General features: G+C 71.4%; 18 protein-coding genes and 1 pseudogene. 10 read left to right on the forward strand and 9 right to left on the reverse strand.

Features of this window, described 5'->3' with window-relative positions:
• Window positions 1–600, reverse strand: a pseudogene (locus tag HW578_RS05905) (hypothetical protein); the annotation flags it as partial.
• A gap of 108 nt (window positions 601–708) precedes the next feature.
• Between HW578_RS05905 and HW578_RS05910 the strand changes: the two are divergent.
• The 6 genes from HW578_RS05910 to HW578_RS05935 all read left to right on the forward strand — a co-directional run bounded on the left by HW578_RS05910 (window position 709) and on the right by HW578_RS05935 (window position 8019).
• On the forward strand, window positions 709–3090 hold the full coding sequence (locus tag HW578_RS05910) for a penicillin acylase family protein (RefSeq protein ID WP_369407831.1): 2382 nt from the start codon (window positions 709–711) through the stop codon (window positions 3088–3090).
• Window positions 3091–3142: 52 nt separating this feature from the next.
• Window positions 3143–3907: an arginyltransferase gene (locus HW578_RS05915; RefSeq protein WP_198369622.1), complete on the forward strand. Its 765-nt coding sequence runs from the start codon at window positions 3143–3145 to the stop codon at window positions 3905–3907.
• Window positions 3908–3918: 11 nt separating this feature from the next.
• Complete coding sequence (locus HW578_RS05920) at window positions 3919–4887, forward strand: catechol 2,3-dioxygenase (RefSeq protein ID WP_232478713.1); 969 nt, start codon at window positions 3919–3921, stop codon at window positions 4885–4887.
• Between the two features lie 62 nt (window positions 4888–4949).
• Window positions 4950–5897, forward strand: a complete 948-nt coding sequence (locus tag HW578_RS05925; RefSeq protein ID WP_198369623.1) for an MBL fold metallo-hydrolase — start codon at window positions 4950–4952, stop codon at window positions 5895–5897.
• A 224-nt stretch (window positions 5898–6121) separates the two neighbouring features.
• Window positions 6122–7162 (forward strand): uroporphyrinogen decarboxylase family protein, encoded by a 1041-nt coding sequence (locus HW578_RS05930; RefSeq protein WP_198369624.1) that lies wholly within the window; start codon window positions 6122–6124, stop codon window positions 7160–7162.
• Window positions 7162–8019: an amidohydrolase family protein gene (locus tag HW578_RS05935; RefSeq protein WP_198369625.1), complete on the forward strand. Its 858-nt coding sequence runs from the start codon at window positions 7162–7164 to the stop codon at window positions 8017–8019. Before HW578_RS05930 ends, HW578_RS05935 begins: the two co-directional genes overlap by 1 nt.
• On the opposite strand, the gene HW578_RS05940 is transcribed toward HW578_RS05935, so the two are convergent.
• The 5 genes from HW578_RS05940 to HW578_RS05960 all read right to left on the reverse strand — a co-directional run bounded on the left by HW578_RS05940 (window position 8020) and on the right by HW578_RS05960 (window position 12473).
• Entirely contained in the window at window positions 8020–9300 is a 1281-nt protein-coding gene (locus HW578_RS05940; RefSeq protein WP_198369626.1) for a TRAP transporter large permease, read from the reverse strand.
• A complete protein-coding gene (locus tag HW578_RS05945; protein ID WP_198369627.1) occupies window positions 9297–9782 on the reverse strand; it encodes a TRAP transporter small permease in 486 nt (161 codons plus the stop codon). Before HW578_RS05945 ends, HW578_RS05940 begins: the two co-directional genes overlap by 4 nt.
• The gene (locus tag HW578_RS05950) at window positions 9779–10774 is read right to left on the reverse strand and encodes a TRAP transporter substrate-binding protein (protein WP_198369628.1); all 996 of its coding nucleotides are present in this window, start codon (window positions 10772–10774) and stop codon (window positions 9779–9781) included. Before HW578_RS05950 ends, HW578_RS05945 begins: the two co-directional genes overlap by 4 nt.
• A gap of 80 nt (window positions 10775–10854) precedes the next feature.
• On the reverse strand, window positions 10855–11583 hold the full coding sequence (locus HW578_RS05955; RefSeq protein WP_198369629.1) for a maleate cis-trans isomerase family protein: 729 nt from the start codon (window positions 11581–11583) through the stop codon (window positions 10855–10857).
• Entirely contained in the window at window positions 11580–12473 is an 894-nt protein-coding gene (locus HW578_RS05960; protein WP_198369630.1) for an ABC transporter substrate-binding protein, read from the reverse strand. The genes HW578_RS05955 and HW578_RS05960 overlap by 4 nt, the downstream gene beginning before the upstream one ends.
• 154 nt (window positions 12474–12627) lie before the next feature.
• On the opposite strand from HW578_RS05960, the gene HW578_RS05965 reads away from it, so the two are divergent.
• From HW578_RS05965 to pcaG, 3 genes are read left to right on the forward strand one after another with little or no spacing between them, the layout of a single operon-like run.
• Window positions 12628–13596 (forward strand): Bug family tripartite tricarboxylate transporter substrate binding protein, encoded by a 969-nt coding sequence (locus HW578_RS05965; RefSeq protein ID WP_198369631.1) that lies wholly within the window; start codon window positions 12628–12630, stop codon window positions 13594–13596.
• 26 nt (window positions 13597–13622) lie between these two features.
• On the forward strand, window positions 13623–14351 hold the full coding sequence (gene pcaH / locus HW578_RS05970; RefSeq protein WP_198369632.1) for a protocatechuate 3,4-dioxygenase subunit beta: 729 nt from the start codon (window positions 13623–13625) through the stop codon (window positions 14349–14351).
• A gap of 4 nt (window positions 14352–14355) precedes the next feature.
• A complete protein-coding gene (gene pcaG / locus HW578_RS05975) occupies window positions 14356–14991 on the forward strand; it encodes a protocatechuate 3,4-dioxygenase subunit alpha (RefSeq protein WP_198369633.1) in 636 nt (211 codons plus the stop codon).
• A gap of 16 nt (window positions 14992–15007) precedes the next feature.
• On the opposite strand, the gene HW578_RS05980 is transcribed toward pcaG, so the two are convergent.
• The 3 genes from HW578_RS05980 to HW578_RS05990 are packed head-to-tail and all read right to left on the reverse strand — an operon-like array spanning window position 15008 to window position 17653.
• Window positions 15008–15955 carry a Bug family tripartite tricarboxylate transporter substrate binding protein gene (locus HW578_RS05980; protein ID WP_198369634.1) on the reverse strand — a complete coding sequence of 316 codons (948 nt, stop codon included), beginning with the start codon at window positions 15953–15955 and terminating at the stop codon, window positions 15008–15010.
• A 30-nt stretch (window positions 15956–15985) separates the two neighbouring features.
• Window positions 15986–16891: a dioxygenase family protein gene (locus HW578_RS05985; RefSeq protein WP_198369635.1), complete on the reverse strand. Its 906-nt coding sequence runs from the start codon at window positions 16889–16891 to the stop codon at window positions 15986–15988.
• A 42-nt stretch (window positions 16892–16933) separates the two neighbouring features.
• Window positions 16934–17653, reverse strand: a complete 720-nt coding sequence (locus HW578_RS05990) for a polysaccharide deacetylase family protein (RefSeq protein ID WP_198369636.1) — start codon at window positions 17651–17653, stop codon at window positions 16934–16936.
• A 104-nt stretch (window positions 17654–17757) separates the two neighbouring features.
• Here HW578_RS05990 and HW578_RS05995 point away from each other — a divergent pair, with 104 nt between their 5' ends.
• Window positions 17758–18495, forward strand: coding sequence for a GntR family transcriptional regulator (locus HW578_RS05995; RefSeq protein WP_198369637.1), 738 nt, complete (start codon window positions 17758–17760; stop codon window positions 18493–18495).
• Window positions 18496–18497: the final 2 nt, after the last annotated feature.

An 18497-nucleotide genomic window follows, 5' to 3' on the forward strand; every position in this document is an offset into this window, starting at 1 on the left:
CCGCGCGACGCGCAACGCCATCGCCGCGCGCGGTGCGTCCCCCGCGAGCAGGGCCGCGATGGCATCGCCCATCGCGCCACCGCCGAGCAGCACATCGGCAAGCGCGCCACCCGCATGCGGAATGGGCACGGGCAGCATCCCGCCCGGCGCTGCCAGCTCCTCCGCCAGCGTGGCCTCGACCGCGATCCGCGGGTCGAAGGCGATGATCGCGGGCAGGTTTGCCGGTACGGGGGCTGCCGCCGTCCCGGCCGTCGGTCGCGGTGCGAGCGCCAGCACGCCTGCAGCCCCAAGGTCACCCGCAAGCCCCGGCGCCACCGCCGCGCCGGCGCCGAGCCCGACGACGATGCGCTCGTCGCCCAGCGCCGCGCGCAGATGCGGCGAGGCCGCCTCGACCAGGGCGGCCGGGAAGTCGCCCTCCGCCGCGTGCAGCACCAGCGCCGGCCGTCCAAGGCACGCCGATAGTCGTCCGGCCCAGCCCAGCGCCGCAGCATCGGGCGCCAGGACCACCAGGCTCGCGGCCCCCTCCCCGGGCGTCAGGTGAAGGCTGAGACCCTGCGCCGCATGCAGCAATTGGGGGCCTGGCCGTTCGGTCTCGGGCATGGGCGCGCCCTACCAGCAACCGCGTCCGGCGTCGATGCGCGGCAGGCTCGCGCAGTCATCGCGCAATGGTGGTTCCCAAGCGCTGCGGCAGCCTCCATCTGTTCGGACGTGAAGACGCTCCTCCGTTGGTCAGGCCGCGTGCTCGCGGGCCTCGTGGTTCTTGTCGTGTTTCTGCTGGCCGGCGCCGCAGGCGCCGTCTGGTGGACCCTTCCGCCGCGCGAGGGGCGCGTCGCGCTGCCGGGCCTCGGCGCGCCGGTCGAGGTCACGCTCGATGCCCGCGGCATCCCAACGATCGCCGCCGGGTCGGAAGCGGATGCATGGACCGGGCTCGGTTGGCTGCATGCGCGTGACCGGATGTTCCAGATGGACAGCATGCGGCGCGGCGCGAGCGGAAGGCTGTCCGAGGTCGCCGGCGCCTCGGCGCTGCGGCTCGACCGCTACATGCGGCTGCTCGGGCTGGTGCCGCGCGCCGAGGCGGATCTCGCCGCACTGCCGCCCGATGTGCGCGCCGCGATGGAGGCCTATGCCCGCGGCGTGAATGCCTGGATCGCCGCGCGCGGGCGGTTCGCCGCACCGGAGTTCCTGCTGCTCGGCGCACCGGAGCCCTGGCGGCCGGTCGACAGCCTCCTCTGGGGCAAGGTGATGGGCCTCTGGCTGTCCGGAAACTGGCGGACGGAGTTGGACAGGGCGCGGCTCGCGGGGCTGCTGCCGCCCGAAAGGCTGGACGACCTTTGGCCGGCGGACACCACGCCCGGGCGGCCCGACCAGCCTGGGCTGGTGGCGGCGGGGCCTCGGGCGGGGCTCGACTGGGCGGCGGCGCCGGACGCCGACCGCGCGGTGCTCGGCCGGATCGCCGCAGAGCTGCCACGCTTCCCGGTCGATGCGCCGCTGCCCGGCACGGCGTCGAATGCCTGGGTGGTGGCGGGGGCACGCTCGGCCTCGGGCGCGCCGCTGCTCGCGACCGACCCGCATCTCGGCTACCAGGCGCCGATCCTGTGGTATCTGGCGCGCATCGAACTGCCCGGGGGGCGCGTGCTGGCCGGCGCCACGGCGCCCGGCGTGCCGGGCATCGTGATCGGTCGCAACGAGCGCGTCGCCTGGGGCTTCACGACCACCCATTCCGACACCCAGGACCTGTTCGTCGAACGGCTGGCCGGTCCGGATGCCTACGAGACCCCCGACGGCCCGCTGCCCTTCACGGTGCGCGAGGAAGTCATCCGGGTGCGCTGGTCCGCCCCCGTCACGCTGCGCGTGCGCGAGACGCGGCACGGGCCGGTCATCTCGGACCTCGATGCCCCGGCGGGCCGCCAGGATGGCACGGTGCTGGCGCTGGCCGCCGCCAACCTCGCGCCAGGCGACACCGCGGCGGCCGGGCTGCTGGCGCTGAATGCCGCGCGCGGTCTGGACGATGCGCGCGCGGCTGCCAGGCTGATCACGAGTCCCTCGCAGAACCTGATGGTCGCCGCGGCCGATGGCGGCATAGCGATGTTCCTGACCGGGCGCATCCCGCTGCGGCGCTCCGGTGACGGCAGCCTGCCGGTGCCGGGCTGGGATGGTCGCGCCGACTGGACCGGCTTCCTGCCCTTCGAGGCGCTGCCGCATGTCGAGAACCCGGCCAGCGGCATGATCGCCAATGGCAACAACCGGGTGGTGCCGCCAGGGCATGCGGCCTGGCTCGGGCGGGACTGGAACGGGGATTGGCGCTTCCGCCGCATCGGCCAGATGCTGGCCGTATCCCCGCGCCACGACGTGGCCGGCTTCGCCGCGATGCAGGCCGATGCGCTGTCGCTCTTCGCCGCCGATGTGCTGCCAGCCTTTCGCGCCGCCCCGCGCCCGGCGGGTGCAGCCGGCGCGGCGCAGGACCTGCTGCGCGGCTGGTCGGGGGAGATGGCGGCCAGCCTGCCGCAGCCGCTGGTGTTCCACGCCACGTTGGCGCAGTTCGGCCGCACGGTGCTGGCGCGCGCCGGCCTGCCCGAGGATACGGCGCGCGCCAGCCCGGAATTCCTCCGCCGCGTGCTGACCGAGGATGCGGCCGGCACCGCCTGGTGCGGCGCGCCGGGCTGCGGGGCGATGCTCTCGGCGGCGATGGCGGCGGCGGTGGCCGAGGTTTCCGCGACCCACGGCGCCGACCCGGCCGCCTGGCGCTGGGGCCCCGCGCATCCGGCGCGCTTCGAGCACCCGCTGCTGCGCTTCGTCCCCGGACTGGGCGCACTGACGCGGATCGCCGCGCCCTCGGCCGGGGATGGCGAGACCGTCAACCGCGCGGGGCTGCGCGCGGAACCCGGCGGCTTCTTCGCCAATGTCCATGGCGCGGGCTTCCGCGGCGTCTTCGACCTGGCCGAGCCGGACGGGGCCTTCGCCGTCATCGCCACCGGGCAATCGGGCCACCCGATGAGCCCCCATTGGTCCGACCTGCTCGCCCGCTGGCGGGAGGGGGCGCTGCTGCGGCTCGATCGGGCGGCGGGCGGGCGCATCCGGATCGCGCCCTGAGCGTTCTGCCGGTTGATTCCCGACCCGCGCGCGCCGACACTACAGGACACCGATGCTCCACCGCTCCTCCCGCCGCCCGCAATTCTTCTACACGACCGCGCCCCTGCCCTGCCCCTACCTGGCGGGGCGGACGGAGCGGAAGATCGTGACCGAATTGTCGGGCACGGATGCCGAGGCGCTGCACGACCGCCTCTCCCGCGCCGGGTTCCGGCGCAGCCACAACATCGCCTATTCGCCCGTGTGTCCTGGCTGCCAGGCCTGCATCCCGATCCGCATCGTGGCCGGCGCCTTCGAGCCCGACCGCACGCAGCGCAAGGTGGCGCGCGCCAATGCCGACGTGATCGCGGCCGAGATGCCCGCACGCGCGACGGCCGAGCAGTTCGCGCTGTTCCATCGCTACCAGAAGGCGCGCCACGCCGATGGCGACATGGCGGCGATGGGCTTCTACGACTACCGCGCCATGGTCGAGGACACGCCCATCGGCACCGGCGTGGTGGAATTCCGCGACGCGACCGACCGCCTGCTCGGCGCCTGCCTGACCGACCGGCTCTCCGATGGCCTCTCGGCGGTCTATTCCTTCTATGACCCGGCCGCGGAGAAGCGATCCCTCGGCACCCATGCGGTGCTGTGGCTGGTCGATCGGGCGCGCGAACTGGGGCTGCCCTATGTCTATCTCGGCTATTGGGTGCCGGAGAGCCGCAAGATGGCCTACAAGGCGCGCTTCCGGCCGAGCGAGGTGCTCATGGGCGGGACCTGGCGGATGCTGGGCGACGCGCCGGTGGTCGCCGCGCCGGCGATGACCAGCGTCGAGGCCTGAGCAGGCCGGCGATGCACCCGCCCGAGCCGGTGCTGGACGTCGCCCATCTCGGCCATGTGGAACTGCTGACGCCCCGGCCTGACGAAAGCCTGCGCTTCTTCCGCGACGTCATGGGCATGACGGTCAGCGGCCAGCTGGGCGACAGCGTCTTCCTGCGCGGCTGGGACGACTACGAGCGCCATTCTCTGCAACTCACGGCGTCGAAGACCTCCGGCCTTGGCCATGCCGCCTTCCGCACGCGCAGCGCGCAGGCGCTGGAACGCCGCGTGGCAGCGCTGCGCGCCGATGGCTGCGAGGTCGTGCCGCATGAAGGGAATTTCGGCCACGGCACCGGCTGGCGCTTCCGCGATCCGGACGGGCATGTCTTCGAGCTCTATTGGGAGACCGAATGGTACGAGGCGCCGCCCGACCGGCGCCCGTCGCTGAAGAACCAGCCGGAACGCTACCCGGCGCGCGGCGTGAACGCGCGGCGCATCGACCACTTCAACTGCCTCGCGGTCGATGTACGCGGCTGCCGCGAGTTCTTCGAGCGCAACCTCGGCTTCCGTTGCACCGAACGCATCGAACTCGACAGCGGCGAGGAAGCGGGCATGTGGCTGACCGCCACCAACAAATCCTACGACTTCGCCTTCACCAGGGAAGCGCATGGCGTGCCCGGGCGCTTTCACCACGTGACCTTCGCGCTCGACAGCCGCGAGGCGATCCTGCAGGCGGCCGACACCTTCCTCGAAGCCGGGGTCTTCATCGAGACCGGCCCGCACAAGCACGCGGTGCAGCAGACCTTCTTCCTGTACGTCTACGAACCCGGCGGCAACCGCGTGGAGGTGGCGCATGCCGGCGCGCGGCTGGTGCTGGCACCCGACTGGCGGACCATCACCTGGACCGAGGCGGAGCGCAGGAAGGGCCAGGCTTGGGGGTTGCAGACCATCCGGTCCTTCCATACCCATGGCACGCCGCCGCTGCCGGGCGAGGACGACTAGGCGCGCCGCCGCGCCGTGCCATGATGGGCATCAGGCGCAAGCCACAGAGAGGAACCACATCCATGCTCACCCGCCGCCAGGCCGGCCTCGGCACCGCAGCGATCGGCCTGCTGCCCGGCCTCGCCGCCGCGCAGACGGCGCCCGCCGCCCCCACCGGCACCGGCTTCCATCGCTTCAAGGTCGGGTCCTTCACCGTGACCGTCGTGAATGACGGCTTCGCGCGCCGCGGCATCGAAGGCCTCGTGCTGAACGCGCCGCCCGACGCGGTGCGCGCCGTCCTCGCCGAGAGCTTCCTGCCGACCGACCACTATATCGGCCCCTACAACGTCACCTTCGTCGACACCGGCCGGCAGCTCGTGATGATCGATGCCGGCACCGGGGGGCAGTTGACGCCGACCGCCGGGCGGCTTGGGGCGAACATGGCGGCGGCAGGGCTCGATCCCGCGCGCGTCGGGCTGATCATCATCACCCATTGCCACCAGGACCACATCCACGGCCTGACCACCGCCGAGGGCGCCGCGGTCTTCCCGAATGCCGAGGTCGCGGTCTGCGAAACCGAGCACGCCTGGTGGGCGGATGCCAGCAACGAGACCCGCAGCCCGCAGGGCCAGCGCGTGAACTTCGCGAATGTCGCGCGCCGCTTCGCCCCCTACCAGGGCCGCATCCGCCGCTACGCCCCGGAGGCGGAGATCGCGCCCGGCTTCCGCGCCATCGCCGCGCATGGCCACAGCCCGGGCCATACCGTGGTGCAGGTGGCCGACGGCAATGACCAGATGCTGATGCTGGCCGACATAACGCATCGGCCGGAGCTGTTCGCGCGCCGGCCCGACTATGTCTCGCTGTTCGACTTCGACGGCGCGGCGGCCGCGGCATCGCGCAGGCGAATCCTGGATCGCGCCGCCGCCGACCGGGTGCGCGTGACCGGCTACCATTTCCCCTTCCCATCGAACGGGTTCATCACCCGCGAGGGGGAAGGGTTTCGCTTCATTCCCGCGGACTGGAACGCCTGATACACGGCCGATAAAGGATTGACCCTCGTCGGCCGGGTATCAGCCTTTGGTCCCGCGCGCGGGCGCCAGCAGTACCCTGCGCATGCGCATCGTCTTCCTCCCTCCGTTTGGCGGCAATCGGGTGTGCCCGCGCGCACATCCTGTCCTCAACTCGCGGCGCGGCAAGGGCGGCCCCTGGCCGCGGCGACGGACCGCGTCTAGCCTCGCGGCACGGAGGAAACACCATGACTGCGACGCTGCTGCCGACATCGCTCGTCGGCTCCTACCCCCAGCCCGAATGGCTGATCGACCGTAAGCGGCTGGCAGGGCGCTTCCCGCCGCGGGTGCGCGCGACGGAACTGTGGCGCGTGGCCCCTGATGCGCTGGAGCAGGCGCAGGACGATGCGACGCTGCTCGCGATCCGCGCGCAGGAACGCGCCGGGCTCGACATCATCACCGATGGCGAGATGCGGCGCGAGAGCTATTCCAACCGCTTCGCCACCGCGCTCGAGGGCGTGGACATCGACAATCCGGGCACCGCGCTCGATCGCAGCGGGCTCCCGAACCCGGTGCCGCGCGTGGTGGGCCGCATCCGCCGCCGCCATGCGGTCGAGACGCGCGACGTGGCCTTCCTGCGCGCCAATACCGACCGGATGATCAAGATCACCGTGCCCGGCCCCTTCACCATGTCCCAGCAGGCACAGAACGACTTCTACAAGGACGAGGCGGAGATGGCCCAGGACTACGCGGAGGCGGTGAATGCCGAGATCCGTGACCTGTTTGCCGCCGGCGCCGACATCGTGCAGATCGACGAGCCCTACATGCAGGCGAGGCCGGACAAGGCCCGCGCTTTCGGGCTGGACGCGGTGAACCATGCGCTCGATGGCATCACCGGCACCACCGCGCTGCATATCTGCTTCGGCTATGCCGCCATCATCCACGAACGGCCGAACGGCTATTCCTTCCTGCCGGAACTGTGCCGCTGCAAGGTACGGCAGATCTCGATCGAGACGGCGCAGTCCGACCTCGATACCTCGGTGCTGAAGCAGTTGCCGGACCAGACCATCATCCTCGGCGTGATCGACCTCGCAGACCACAGGGTCGAGAGTGCCGAGACAGTCGCCGCGCGCATCCGCCGCGCGTTGCCGAACATCGACCCGGCGCGGGTGATCGTCGCACCGGATTGCGGCATGAAGTACCTCCCGCGCGAGGTGGCGGACGGCAAGATGCGCGCGATGGTGGAGGGGGCCGCGATCGTGCGGCGCGAACTGGCGGGGGCGGCGTGATGCACCCCTGCCTCCCGCCGCTCAGTGTCGTACCGAAGCCCTCCTGGAAGGGGCCGCCGCTGTCCTGCGACTGCCACTTCCACATCTTCGGTCCCTATGATCGCTTTCCGCTCGATGCCGGGCGGCACTACGACCCGGCGCCGGCGCTGATCCCGGCCTATCTGCGCGTGGCGGAGGCGCTGGGGATCGGGCGCATGGTGATCGTGCAGCCCTCGGTCTATGGCACGGACAATGAATGTTCACTCGATGCGGCGGGGCGCTTTGGGCTGGATCGCGCGCGCGTGGTCGCCGTGGTCGATGACAGCTTCGACGAGGCGGCGCTGCGCGCGATGCATGCGCGCGGAACGCGGGGCGTGCGCTTCAACGCCGTGAGTGGCAATGGCACGCCGCTCGACCAGCTCGAGGCGCTCGCGCGACGCATCGCCCCGCTCGGCTGGCACCTGCAGGTCTACGCGGAGGGGGCCCAGCTGCCGGACCTGGCACCGAGGCTTGCAGCATTGCCGCTGCCCGTCGTGATCGACCACATGGGTGGCGTGCGCACGGCCGAGGGCGTGAACGGCGCCGGCTTCCAGGCGCTGCTGCGGCTGATGGGCGGCGGGCGGTCCTATGTGAAGCTCTGCGGCTACCGGATCAGCAGCGCCGGGCCGCCCTTCGCGGATGTCGCCCCCTTCGCGCGCGCGCTGCTGGATGCCGCGCCGGATGGCTGCCTCTGGGGCACCGACTGGCCGCACCCTTCGCTGTCGTCCTGGATGCCGGAGGATGGCGCGCTGTTCGACCTGCTCGGCGAATGGGCGCCAAGCGACGCCGAGCAACGCCGCGTGCTGGTCGACAACCCCGCGCGCGTCTACGGCTTCTGATCAGCGCGCGGCGGGCTGGAACATCAGCGCGAAGCCGGGAATGTAGGTGGTGAGGAACAACACCACCAGCATCCACACGATCTGTGGCCAGATGGCGCGGCTGATGCGCGTGAGCGACAGCCCGCTGATCGCCATGCCGATGAACAGGCAGTAGCCGATCGGCGGCGCCGCCATGCCGATCGACACGTTGGTCACGATGATGGCGCCGAAATGGATCGGGTCCACGCCGAAGCGGTTGGCGATCGCGATCAGCATCGGCCCCAGGATGACCATGATGGCGATCTCGTCCATCACCGCCGCCAGCAGGAAGAAGGCGATGTTGAGCGCGGCGAGCGCGATCCATTTCTCGCTGATCGTGGCCGCCATCCAGGTGGCGAAGCGTGTCGCAATCTGCTCCTGCGCCACCAGGATGCCGAAGCCCGCCGACACCGCGATGATGGCGCAGACGATGGCACTGGTGCGCATGGCGTTGACGAAGATTCCGGGCAGCGCGCGCAGGCTCAACTGCCGTTCCACGAACAGCCCGACCAGCAGCGCATAGACGCAGGAAACCGCGGCCGCCTCGGTCGGCGTGAAGATGCCGCCATAGATGCCGCCCAGCACGACCAGCGGCGAGGCGAGCGCCCAGCGCCCGCGCGCGAAGGCGGTCGCGGCCTCGCGCAGCGTCGCGCGCGGCAGGCGCGGTACGTCGTGGCGCCAGGCATGCACCCAGCAGATCACCAGCAGCCCAAGCGCAAGAACGATCCCCGGCACGATGCCGGACAGGAACAGCCGCCCAATCGACTGCTCCGCCACGATCCCCCAGATGACGAAGGCGATGGAGGGCGGGATCAGCGGCCCGAGCACGCCGGCGCTGACTGCGATGGATGCCGCGAAGGCCTTGTCGTAGCCCGCCGCCGCCATCGCCGGGATCATGATGGCGCCAATCGCCGCCGTGGTGGCCGGTGCGGAACCCGAGATGGCGGAGAAGACCAGCGCCGCCAGCACGGTCACCATCGCGAGCCCGCCGCGGCGATGGCGCACCAGCGTGCTCGCCACATCCACCAGGCGCTGCGACAGTCCGCCGGCGGACATCAGCTCGCCCGCCAGCATGAACAGCGGGATGGCCAGCAGGCTGAACTGCTGCGCTCCGCTGATGACGGATTGCGCGAGGAAGGCGGGTTCGATGTCGGCCGCAATCAGCGCGCCGGTGATGGCGAGCGCGATGGCGATCGCGAAGGGCACGCCCAGCACGACCATGAGGCCGAAGCCCGCGGTGAGGAACCAGGCGACCTCGCTCACGACGCGGCGTCCACGACACCGCCGGGGCGCAGGGCGCGCTCCAGGCCGAAGAGCGCGACCAGGGCGCCGCAGCCGATCGCCAAGGCGTTCAGGATCTCGGTCGGATACCCGATCGCTGCCGAGACCGAACCCGAGGTGATGTCGAGGAAACGCCATCCCGACCAGGCGAGGAAGACGCCGAGCGCCGCCGTGGCTGCGTCGAGCACCCGTTCATAGGCCACCCGCCCGGCGCGCGGCAGCCAGTCCGGCAGCAGCGTCAGGCGCACATGAAAGCCCTCGTGCACGCCGAGCGCGAGGCCGCCGAGCACGCTCCAGGAGAACAGCAGCACCGCCAGCTCCTCGCTCCAGGAGGAGGCGGCGCCGACGACGTAGCGCATCACCACCTGGTAGGTGATGCAGGCCAGCATCCCCGCGGCGGTCAGCGCGATCGAAAGGCGCGTCGCCGCCGCGACGGCGCGGGCCGCGACGGCGAGCAGCCTCACTGCACCGCGGCCAGCGCGTCCCGCACGATGTCGGCGCCGATCTGGCCGCGGAAGGCCTCGTACATCGGCAACACGCCGCGGCGGAAGGCGGCCTTATCCGCGACCTCGTTGATCGTCATGCCGTGGCGGCGCAGGCTCTCCAGGAAGCCGATGTTCGATGCGGCATTGGCGGTGCGCTGCGCGGCGGTCGCCTCGGCGGCGGCTTCCTGCACCGGGCCCTTCAGGTCGGCGGGCAGCCGGTCGAAGGTGCGCTTGGCCATCAGCAGCCCGATCATCGAATAGATGTGACCGGTCAGCGAGAGATACTTCGTGACCTCGTAGTACTTGTTCTGGTCGATGATGCCGAGCGGGATCTCGAGCCCGTCGATCGCCCCCTGCTGCACGGCGGTGAAGGTCTCGCCCCAGGCCATCGGCACGGCATTGCCGCCCAGGCTGCGGAACATCTCGATGTAGATCGGGCTCTGCAGCACGCGGAACTTGATGCCGCGCAGATCCTCCGGCCGCACGATCGGCCGGACGTTGTTGATCATCTGCCGGAAGCCGCCCTCCATGTAGCCGAGGGCGACCACGCCGCGCGCCTCGAGCCGCGTGCGCAGCGCCGCGCCCACCTGGCCGTCGAGCACGCGATGCGCCTGTTCCTCGCTCGAGAACAGGAAGGGCATGTCGTTGACCTGGAAGGCCGGTTCGATCTGCGCGATCACCGCGTTGGTGATGACGCCCATGTCCACCGTGCCGAGCCGCATGCCATCCAGCATGGGCCGCTCGTCGCCGAGCGCGCGGTTGGGAAACAGCTGCACGTCCACCCGTTCGCCGACGCGGCGCTCCAGCCCCTGCTTGAACAGCCGCGCGCCGGCGGCATAGGGGTCCTGGGCGCCGTCGCCGCTGGTCCAGCCGATGCGCAGCACGGTGCGGCCCTGCGCACGCAGCACGGCGGGCGCGGACACCATCGCGAAGGTCGCGGCGCCGAGGCCGCGGCGGGTCATCGTGGTCATGCGGGTTTCCTCCGTCGGTCCGGTCGGCGCCGGGATTGCGGGGCGGATGATAGGGCGGCGGCGCGTGCGGGCAAGCCGGGTCACGCCAGCGTCAGCAAGTGCCCGAAGCCCGGCACGGCATCGGCGATGCCGCAGCGGCGCATCGCATGCCACGCCATGATCTGGTTGCTGGTGACCACCGGCATGCCGAGCTCGGCCTCCAGCGGCGCAATCAGCGGGGCCGAGCGGATCGCCGTGCAGGAGATGAAGAAGGCCTGCGCCCCCGGCGACGCGGCCGCGGCCGCACGCGCCTGTTCGCGGATGCGCTCCGGCGGCAGCGCCGCCATTTCCGCATTGGTGTTCAGTCCCAGCATGGAACCACCGACCACATCGATGCCATGTGCAGCAAGGAAGTCGACCTCGCGCGCATGCACCTCGGCGATGTAGGGCGTTACCAGCAGCACGCGCCGCGCACCGAGTGCGGCGAAGGCGGCCAGGATGCCGTCCGCCGTCGTCGTCGCGGGCAGGTTGGTCGCCGCCGTCATGCGCTTCGGGATATCCGCGGCCATGGCCGGGGCGAAGGTGGAGACCGCGGTGCAGTGGAACGCCAGCAGCGCCGGGCGCGCATCCGCCAGCAGCCGCGAGGCCGGCTCCAGCGCCTCGACCATGCGCAGCAGCTCGGGCTCGGAACTTCCGCGCAGCTCGAGCCGCGTGACCAGCGCCGCGACACCGGGCGGCATCATCGCATGCAGCTCCGCCTCGCAGACCTGATTGCCCGAGGGCACCAGGAAGCCGATGCGTGCGCGCTCGCCGTAGTCGATCGCGCTCACAGCGAGGCCCGCGCCTCGGCCAGCCAGCTGCGGTCGATATAGTCCTCGGCCCGCGTTCGCGCCCGGGTCGGCAGGTCGCGGATCAGCGCGCTGGTCTCGATCAGCGCCTGCACGCCCGCTTCGCTCGCCTCGCCGTCGCGCGGGAAGATCCCGTCGCGCGTGTATTCCTCCCAGGCGCGGTCGGCATAGCGGGACTCGATGCCGCTCTCGGCCACCGCGACATCGCGTGCCAGGTCGCGGTCCGTGTAGAAGCGTTCATGCGCACGCAGGAAGCCGCGCAGGAAGCGGAGCAGCAGGTCGCGATTCGCCGCGGCCCAGCGCGTATCGACATCGAGGCTGGTGAACTGGAAGTCGTCGCGCGGCTCGGCTAGCGAGACGAAGCCCTGGTCCAGCGCCATGTGGTTCAGAGGCGCGCCCTGCAGCCCGGCGTCGATCCCGCCCGACCGAAGCAGGTCCCAGCGCGCCAGGATCGGCCCGCAGGGCACCAGCTCGTAGTCGCCCGGATACTGCAGCCCGTGCTGCGCCAGCAGCTTCATGATCAGCGAGGACGACCCCGCGCGCAGGGACGACACGCCGATCCGCTTGCCGCGCAGCCCGGCGATCCCGTCGATGCCTGCGCGCGCCACCAGCGAGAAGGGCAGCCGGTTCACGTTGCCGCCGATGATCGCCTGGTGGCCGCCCGATTCGGCGTCGAGGATCACATGCTCGGTTACGCCGTAGGCGAGCTGCGCGCGGCCGTCGCGCACGCGCTCGTTGACCTCCTCGATGCCCTCGATGTGGTCGATGGCGACGTCGATGCCCTCGGACCGGAACAGTCCTGCATGCCGCCCGATCCAGGCGGGCACGTTGAAGTAATTTCGCGAGACGACGGCGAGCGTCAGCCGGTCCATGGTCGGTTCTCCCCGTCCACAGCCTTGCATCGCGGCGCGCGCCTGCCCAGGGGGGCGGCGGGAGGAAACCGGGAGGACTCCCGCCCGCGGCATGATCGGCTAGAAGGTTGCGCGCACGCCGCCCGAGACGCGCCGTGCAGGGAGGAAGAACCGCATGCTGTCCCGCCGATCCGCCTTCGGCCTTACCGCCGGCCTTGGCCTCGCCACCACCGCACGCGCGCAGGACCAGTGGCCAAGCCGACCCGTCACCCTGGTCGTGCCCTGGGCCGCCGGCGGATCGACCGACGCGGTCGCCCGCATCCTGGCGCAACGCCTGTCGCAGGACACCGGGCGCAGCTTCGTGGTGGACAACCGCACCGGTGCGAACGGCACGATCGGCTTCAACTCGGTCGCGCGCGCGAGGCCGGATGGCTACACGCTGCTGGTCAGCACGGTGAGCACCTACGCCATGGCGCCCTGGCTGTACCAGCTTCCCTATGACAACGAGCGCGACTTCGTGGGCATCGGCCTGCTCGCCGCCATGCCCATCATCATGGTGGTCAACAAGGACTTCCCCGCGCGCACGCTGGCGGAATTCATCGAGATTGCGCGCCGGCCGGACCACCGCATCACCTACGCCAATTCCGGCACGGGGTCCTCGACGCACCTCGCCACCGAACTGTTCCTCCAGGAGGCGCGGCTGACCATTCCCGACATCGGCTATCGCGGCGGCGCGCCGGCGGTGCAGGCCGTGGTCGCGAACGAGACGCCGATGGTCTTTCAGGCGGCCTCGGGCATCCTGCCGCAGATCCAGGCCGGCACGCTGCGCGCGCTGGGCGTGGCCTCGCGCGAGCGCAGCCCGCTCGCACCCGAGATCCCGACCTTCGCCGAACAGGGCCTGCCCGGCGTGGTGGTGGAGGAACACATCGCCTTCCAGGGCCCGGCCGGCCTGCCGGCGGAGATCGTCGCCCGCGCCAATGCCGCCGCCCGCGCCGCGATGGAGGCGACCGAGACGCGTCAGCGCCTGGCCGCCCTCGCCGTGGTGCCCGCGGTCGGCACGCCAGAGGCCTGGCCGGCCTACTTCGCCGCCGAGAACGCCAAGTGGCGCGACATGGTCCGTGCCAGGAACATCCGCGTCCAGTGAGCGGCCGCGCCGCAGGAGAGACCACCATGACCGCCGACAGCGCATTCGTCGCGCGCGACCCCGCCGCGCATCCGCCGGCCCTCACGCCGATCTACAAGACCAGCGTCTTCCGTGCGCCGCATCGCCCGCTGCTCTCTCTCGGCAACACCCTTTCCGAGGTCACCGGCCCGGTCTTCGCCCAGCATGAACTCGGCCCGCTCGATGCCGACCTCACGCGCAACTACGCGCGCGATGGCGGCGCGCCGATCGGCGAGCGGATCATCGTTCATGGCCGCGTGCTGGATGGCGACGCACGCCCCGTGCCCGGCGTGCTGGTGGAATTCTGGCAGGCCAATGCCGCCGGACGCTACAGGCACCGCAACGACACCTACGACGCGCCGATCGACCCGAATTTCGGCGGCTGCGGCCGCTGCCTGACCGATGCCGAAGGCCGCTACGCCTTCCGCACGGTGAAGCCCGGGCCCTACCCCTACCGCAACCGCGGCAATGACTGGCGCCCGGCGCATATCCACTTCTCGGTCTTCGGCTCGGGCTTCGCGCAGCGCCTCATCACCCAGATGTATTTCGAGGGCGACCCGCTGCTGCGCCACGACAGCATCCTGCAGACGGTGGCCGATCCCGCGGCGCAGGAGCGGCTGGTGGCGCTGCTCGACCTCAACGCATCCGTGCCATTGCACACGCTGGCCTACCGCTGGGACATCGTTCTGCGCGGGCGGCGATCCACGCTGTTCGAGAACCGGCTGCAGAGGAATTGACGCCATGATCCCGCGCGACAGGCTGGGCTACCTGCCCGAGACGCCGTCCCAGACCGCCGGCCCCTATGTGCATATCGGGCTGATCCCCCGGCAGGCCGGCTTCGACATCTTCGACAACGCCCTCGGCGAAACGCTGGTCACGCCGGCCACGCAGGGCACGCGCATCCGCGTCGAGGGGCGCATCCTCGACGGCACCGGCGCGCTGGTGCGCGATGCGCTGGTCGAACTGTGGCAGGCGAATGCCGCTGGCCGCTACGCCCATCCCGCCGACCTCCAGGGGGGCAAGGCCGCGGACCCGTCCTTCCGCGGCTGGGGCCGCACGGGCACCGACTTCGCCACCGGCCTGTGGGCCTTCGAGACGATCAAGCCCGGCCCCGTCGCCCGCGTGGGCCAGGCGCCAATGGCGCCGCACCTCAACCTCTGGATCGTCGCGCGCGGCATCAACCTCGGCCTCGCCACGCGGATGTATTTTCCCGACGAGGCGGAAGCGAACGCGGCCGACCCGGTGCTCAACCTCATCGAACAGCCGGCGCGCCGTGCGTCGCTGATCGCGCGCGCCGAGGCGCGCGACGCGGGTACTACCTATGTCTTCGACATCCGCCTGCAAGGCGAGGGCGAGACGGTATTCTTCGACATCTGAGCGGGGGCGCGGCGCGTCAGTTCAGGCGCACGCCGCGCAGCACTTCCGCCTTCTGCTCGATGTCGGTCTGCAGGCGCCGGGCAAAGTCTGCGCGGTTGAGGAAGAAATTGGCCGGCTGCGAACCGGTGCGCGCGGCGGTGCGGTAGACCTCGCTCGCGGCCGCCGTGGCGCAGGCGGCCTCGATGCGCGCGATCCGGTCCTCCGGCGTGCCGGCGGGCGCGAACAACCCGCCGAAGGAGGCCGGTGCCACCTCGAAGCCCTGCTCGATCGCGGTCGGCGCGTCGGGGAAATCCGGATGGCGCTGCGCGTCGAACACCGCCAGCACGCGGATGTCGTTGCGTCCCGCCGCCGAGCCCAGCACGATGGATCCGACGTCGATGCGCCCCTGCAGCACCTCGGTCATCACCGCAGCGTCGGCGCGATAGGGAACGTGCTCGATCTCGGCCCGTGCGGCGCCCAGCCACTGCACCATCGCGAGATGCGGGATGGAAGTGACGCCGAGCGTGCCGTAGGTCATGCGCCCCGGCGCGGCCTGCGCCGCCGCCTGCAGGTCGCGCAGGCTGCGGATCGGGCTGTCCGGCTTCACCACCAGTGCCATCGAATTGCTGAACACCTGGCAGATCGGGCGGAAACTGTTCACCTGCAGCCCGGAGGTCGGCTGCGTGATGGGCAGGACCGAGGCGACCAGCGCCGGCACGAAGAGCAGCGTATAGCCATCCGCCGGCGCCCGCGCGACCGAGACGGAGCCGACCACGCCCGCCGCGCCGTCGCGATTCACCACCACGGTCGGCTGGCCGAGCAACGGCTGCATCTGCGCGGCCAGCGCGCGCACCAGCAGGTCGATGGCATTGCCCGGCGGATAGGGCAGCACGATCTGCACGGTTCGCGCGGGGAAGGACTCCTGGGCCTGGGCCGCGAATGGCAGGGCAGCCCCGGCGCTCGCCAGCAGGCGTCGGGTGATCATGGCATTTCCTCCCCGAGGGTCGTCGTCGCTTCAGCCGGCCGGCACCAGGCGCGACGGGTCGGAACCCACGCGACCGCCACCGCCCGAGGTATCGCGGGACATGGTGAAGTCGTAGCGGATGCTCGGGATACCCGGCACTGGCGCGTCGGGCAGGCCGAGGCTCTCGCGGATCACCAGTGACTTCGACACGCCGAACACCGTGTCGCTGTCGACATGTGCGTCGTCCGCGAAATACAGCGCGGTGACCAGTTCGCGGAAGCCGGGCGCGGCGATCAGGATGTGGATATGCGCCGGGCGGAAGCCGTGGCGGTTCTGCTGGCGCACCATCGCCCCGACCGGCCCATCCATCGGGATGGAATATCCCAGCGGCTTCAGGGTGCGGAAATGGAAGCGGCCCTGGTCGTCGCAGCGCAACTGCCCGCGCATCTCCATCACCGACGGATCATGCGCCTGCAGGTCGTAGAGCCCCTCCGCATCGGTCTGCCAGACATCGATGGTGGCGTGCGCGACGCCCTTGCCTTCCCCGTCCGTCACCTGGCCGTAGATCACGATCTCCGGCCCCTTCGAGGCATAGGCGATGCTGCCGCCGAGCTCAATCTTCGGCGCCTCCTCGCGGAAGAAGGGGCCGAGCAGGCTGGTCTCGGTGCCAGCCGCCTCGCGCCCCGTGGCGTCGTGCATCACATTCACCAGCCGCGACAGGCCGAGCACGTCCGACAGCAGGATGAATTCCTGGCGGATCGGCGAGCAGGCCTGGCCGACCGCGGTGAGGAAGGCGACGCCCTTCAGCCATTCCTCGGGCGTCAGCTTCACCTCGCGCGCGAAGGCGTGCAGGTGGCGCACCGCGGCTTCCATGATCTCGCGCATGCGCGGATCAGGGGTCTGCGCCATCTGCTCGATGACGGCGTCGGTGATGTCGTTTGCGTCGAGGTCCTGCATGGTATCCTCCAGGCGCCGCGGCGCGGCGGCGTTGTTCTGGTTTCAGGCTGGGCGGGCGGGACTGGCCCGGTCAAGTATGCTGCCGACTGGTGGCGGTGGCTCGGGCATGACGATCCCGGCGAGCCCCGGCGTCGCGACGCCGCGCCGCATCGGCAGGCAATCCCGCGGGAAGTTCTGCCGGAAGGTTGCGCCGGCATCGGCCAGCCGGCCAAGCACCGCGTCGAGATGCGCCATCGCGCCGCCCGGAATGTCGTGCAGCACCAGCACCGGGCATGGCTGCGCCAGGCATTGCTCCACCGCGCGGTCGGGCCAGCCGTCGGGGTCGCGCCAATCCCCCGGCACGGCGGACCACAGCACGACGGTGTACCCGCCGGCGGCGAGGTGGTCCCGCGCACCGGCGCTCAGGAGATGCGGGCCGAGACGCCCGCCGCCACCCACCGGGCGGAACAGCCGGTCGGCATGCGCCAGGTCACCGATCACCGCCTGGGTGCGGTCGATCTCCACCGCGGCGTGGTCGGCATCCCGCCGCTCGCCGAGCGGCCCGGCATGTGTCAAGGTGTGATTGCCGATCCAGTGCCCCTCGGCATGGGCGCGCTGCGCTATCGCGCGATGCGCGGGATCGGTCAGCCTGGCGCCCACCACGAAGAAGGTCGCGCGGATCGCCCAGCGGCGCAGCACGTCCAGCACGACCGGCGTCACATCCGGGTCCGGGCCGTTGTCGAAGGTGAGCGTGACCTCTGGGGGCTGGACGGAAACGCGCATCAGGGGCCTCGAATGCGGCGCCTGTCTTTACCGATAAAACCGGCCAGTCAAGCGATTTTGTCGGGGTTGCGGAGCGGTATGCGAGACGCCATCCTCCCCGCGCCATGACCCTGCCGCCGAGCATCGCGGGATCGCCCGACACGCAGGCCACCGCGGCCTATCGGCGGCTGCGTGCCGAGATCCTCGAAGGGCGCCTGGCGCCCGGCCAGCGCCTCAAGGTGCAGGACCTGGCCATGCTCTGCGGCGCCGGCCCGAGCCCGGTGCGCGAGGCACTGGCCCAGCTTGCCGCCGAGGGCCTGGCCCGGCGGATCGAGCAGCGCGGCTTTCGCGTCGCCGACGCCGATCCGGCGGATTTCGCCGGCCTGGTCCGCAGTCGCTGCCTGGTCGAGGCGGCAGCGCTGCGCGAGGCGATCATCCGCGGCGATGCCGACTGGGAGGATGCCGTCGCCGCGACCGAGCGCCGCGTGGCGCGCCTGCCGCGCTCGCTCGATGCCGCCCGCTATGTGCCAAACCCCGCCTGGGAGGCCGCACATCGCAGCTTTCACACCGCATTGCTCGCCGCGAGCGGCGCCGCCCCGCTGATCGCCTTCTGCGAACGGCTGCGGGAGGAGGCGGAGCGCTACCGAGCGCTGGCGAATGCCGTCGCCTGGCCCGGCCGCGACGTCGCCGCCGAACATGCCGCGATCGCCGAGGCTGCGCTCGACCGCGACGCGGACCGCGCCAGCGCCCTGCTGGCCGACCACCTCGCCGCCACCGGCGAATTCGTGCGCGTGGCACTGGAACGACGAGCTGCGGCGGCCGCGCCGCGGCGTCGGCCACCTGCCCGACCCGTCGCAGAATAGAA

The sequence above is a fragment of the Roseomonas rosulenta genome (genome assembly GCF_016106005.1).
Lineage (GTDB): Bacteria > Pseudomonadota > Alphaproteobacteria > Acetobacterales > Acetobacteraceae > Neoroseomonas > Neoroseomonas rosulenta.

What these genes read in the sequence shown, in the direction of transcription:
- HW578_RS05915 (WP_198369622.1), top strand. Translation starts at nt 3,143, where the DNA reads ATGCTCCACCGCTCCTCCCGCCGCCCGCAATTCTTCTACACGACCGCG.
- HW578_RS05920 (WP_232478713.1), top strand. Translation starts at nt 3,919, where the DNA reads ATGCACCCGCCCGAGCCGGTGCTGGACGTCGCCCATCTCGGCCATGTG.
- HW578_RS05925 (WP_198369623.1), top strand. Translation starts at nt 4,950, where the DNA reads ATGCTCACCCGCCGCCAGGCCGGCCTCGGCACCGCAGCGATCGGCCTG.
- HW578_RS05930 (WP_198369624.1), top strand. Translation starts at nt 6,122, where the DNA reads ATGACTGCGACGCTGCTGCCGACATCGCTCGTCGGCTCCTACCCCCAG.
- HW578_RS05935 (WP_198369625.1), top strand. Translation starts at nt 7,162, where the DNA reads ATGCACCCCTGCCTCCCGCCGCTCAGTGTCGTACCGAAGCCCTCCTGG.
- HW578_RS05950 (WP_198369628.1), bottom strand. Translation starts at nt 10,774, where the DNA reads ATGACCACGATGACCCGCCGCGGCCTCGGCGCCGCGACCTTCGCGATG.
- HW578_RS05960 (WP_198369630.1), bottom strand. Translation starts at nt 12,473, where the DNA reads ATGGACCGGCTGACGCTCGCCGTCGTCTCGCGAAATTACTTCAACGTG.
- HW578_RS05965 (WP_198369631.1), top strand. Translation starts at nt 12,628, where the DNA reads ATGCTGTCCCGCCGATCCGCCTTCGGCCTTACCGCCGGCCTTGGCCTC.
- pcaH (WP_198369632.1), top strand. Translation starts at nt 13,623, where the DNA reads ATGACCGCCGACAGCGCATTCGTCGCGCGCGACCCCGCCGCGCATCCG.
- pcaG (WP_198369633.1), top strand. Translation starts at nt 14,356, where the DNA reads ATGATCCCGCGCGACAGGCTGGGCTACCTGCCCGAGACGCCGTCCCAG.
- HW578_RS05980 (WP_198369634.1), bottom strand. Translation starts at nt 15,955, where the DNA reads ATGATCACCCGACGCCTGCTGGCGAGCGCCGGGGCTGCCCTGCCATTC.
- HW578_RS05985 (WP_198369635.1), bottom strand. Translation starts at nt 16,891, where the DNA reads ATGCAGGACCTCGACGCAAACGACATCACCGACGCCGTCATCGAGCAG.
- HW578_RS05990 (WP_198369636.1), bottom strand. Translation starts at nt 17,653, where the DNA reads ATGCGCGTTTCCGTCCAGCCCCCAGAGGTCACGCTCACCTTCGACAAC.
- HW578_RS05995 (WP_198369637.1), top strand. Translation starts at nt 17,758, where the DNA reads ATGACCCTGCCGCCGAGCATCGCGGGATCGCCCGACACGCAGGCCACC.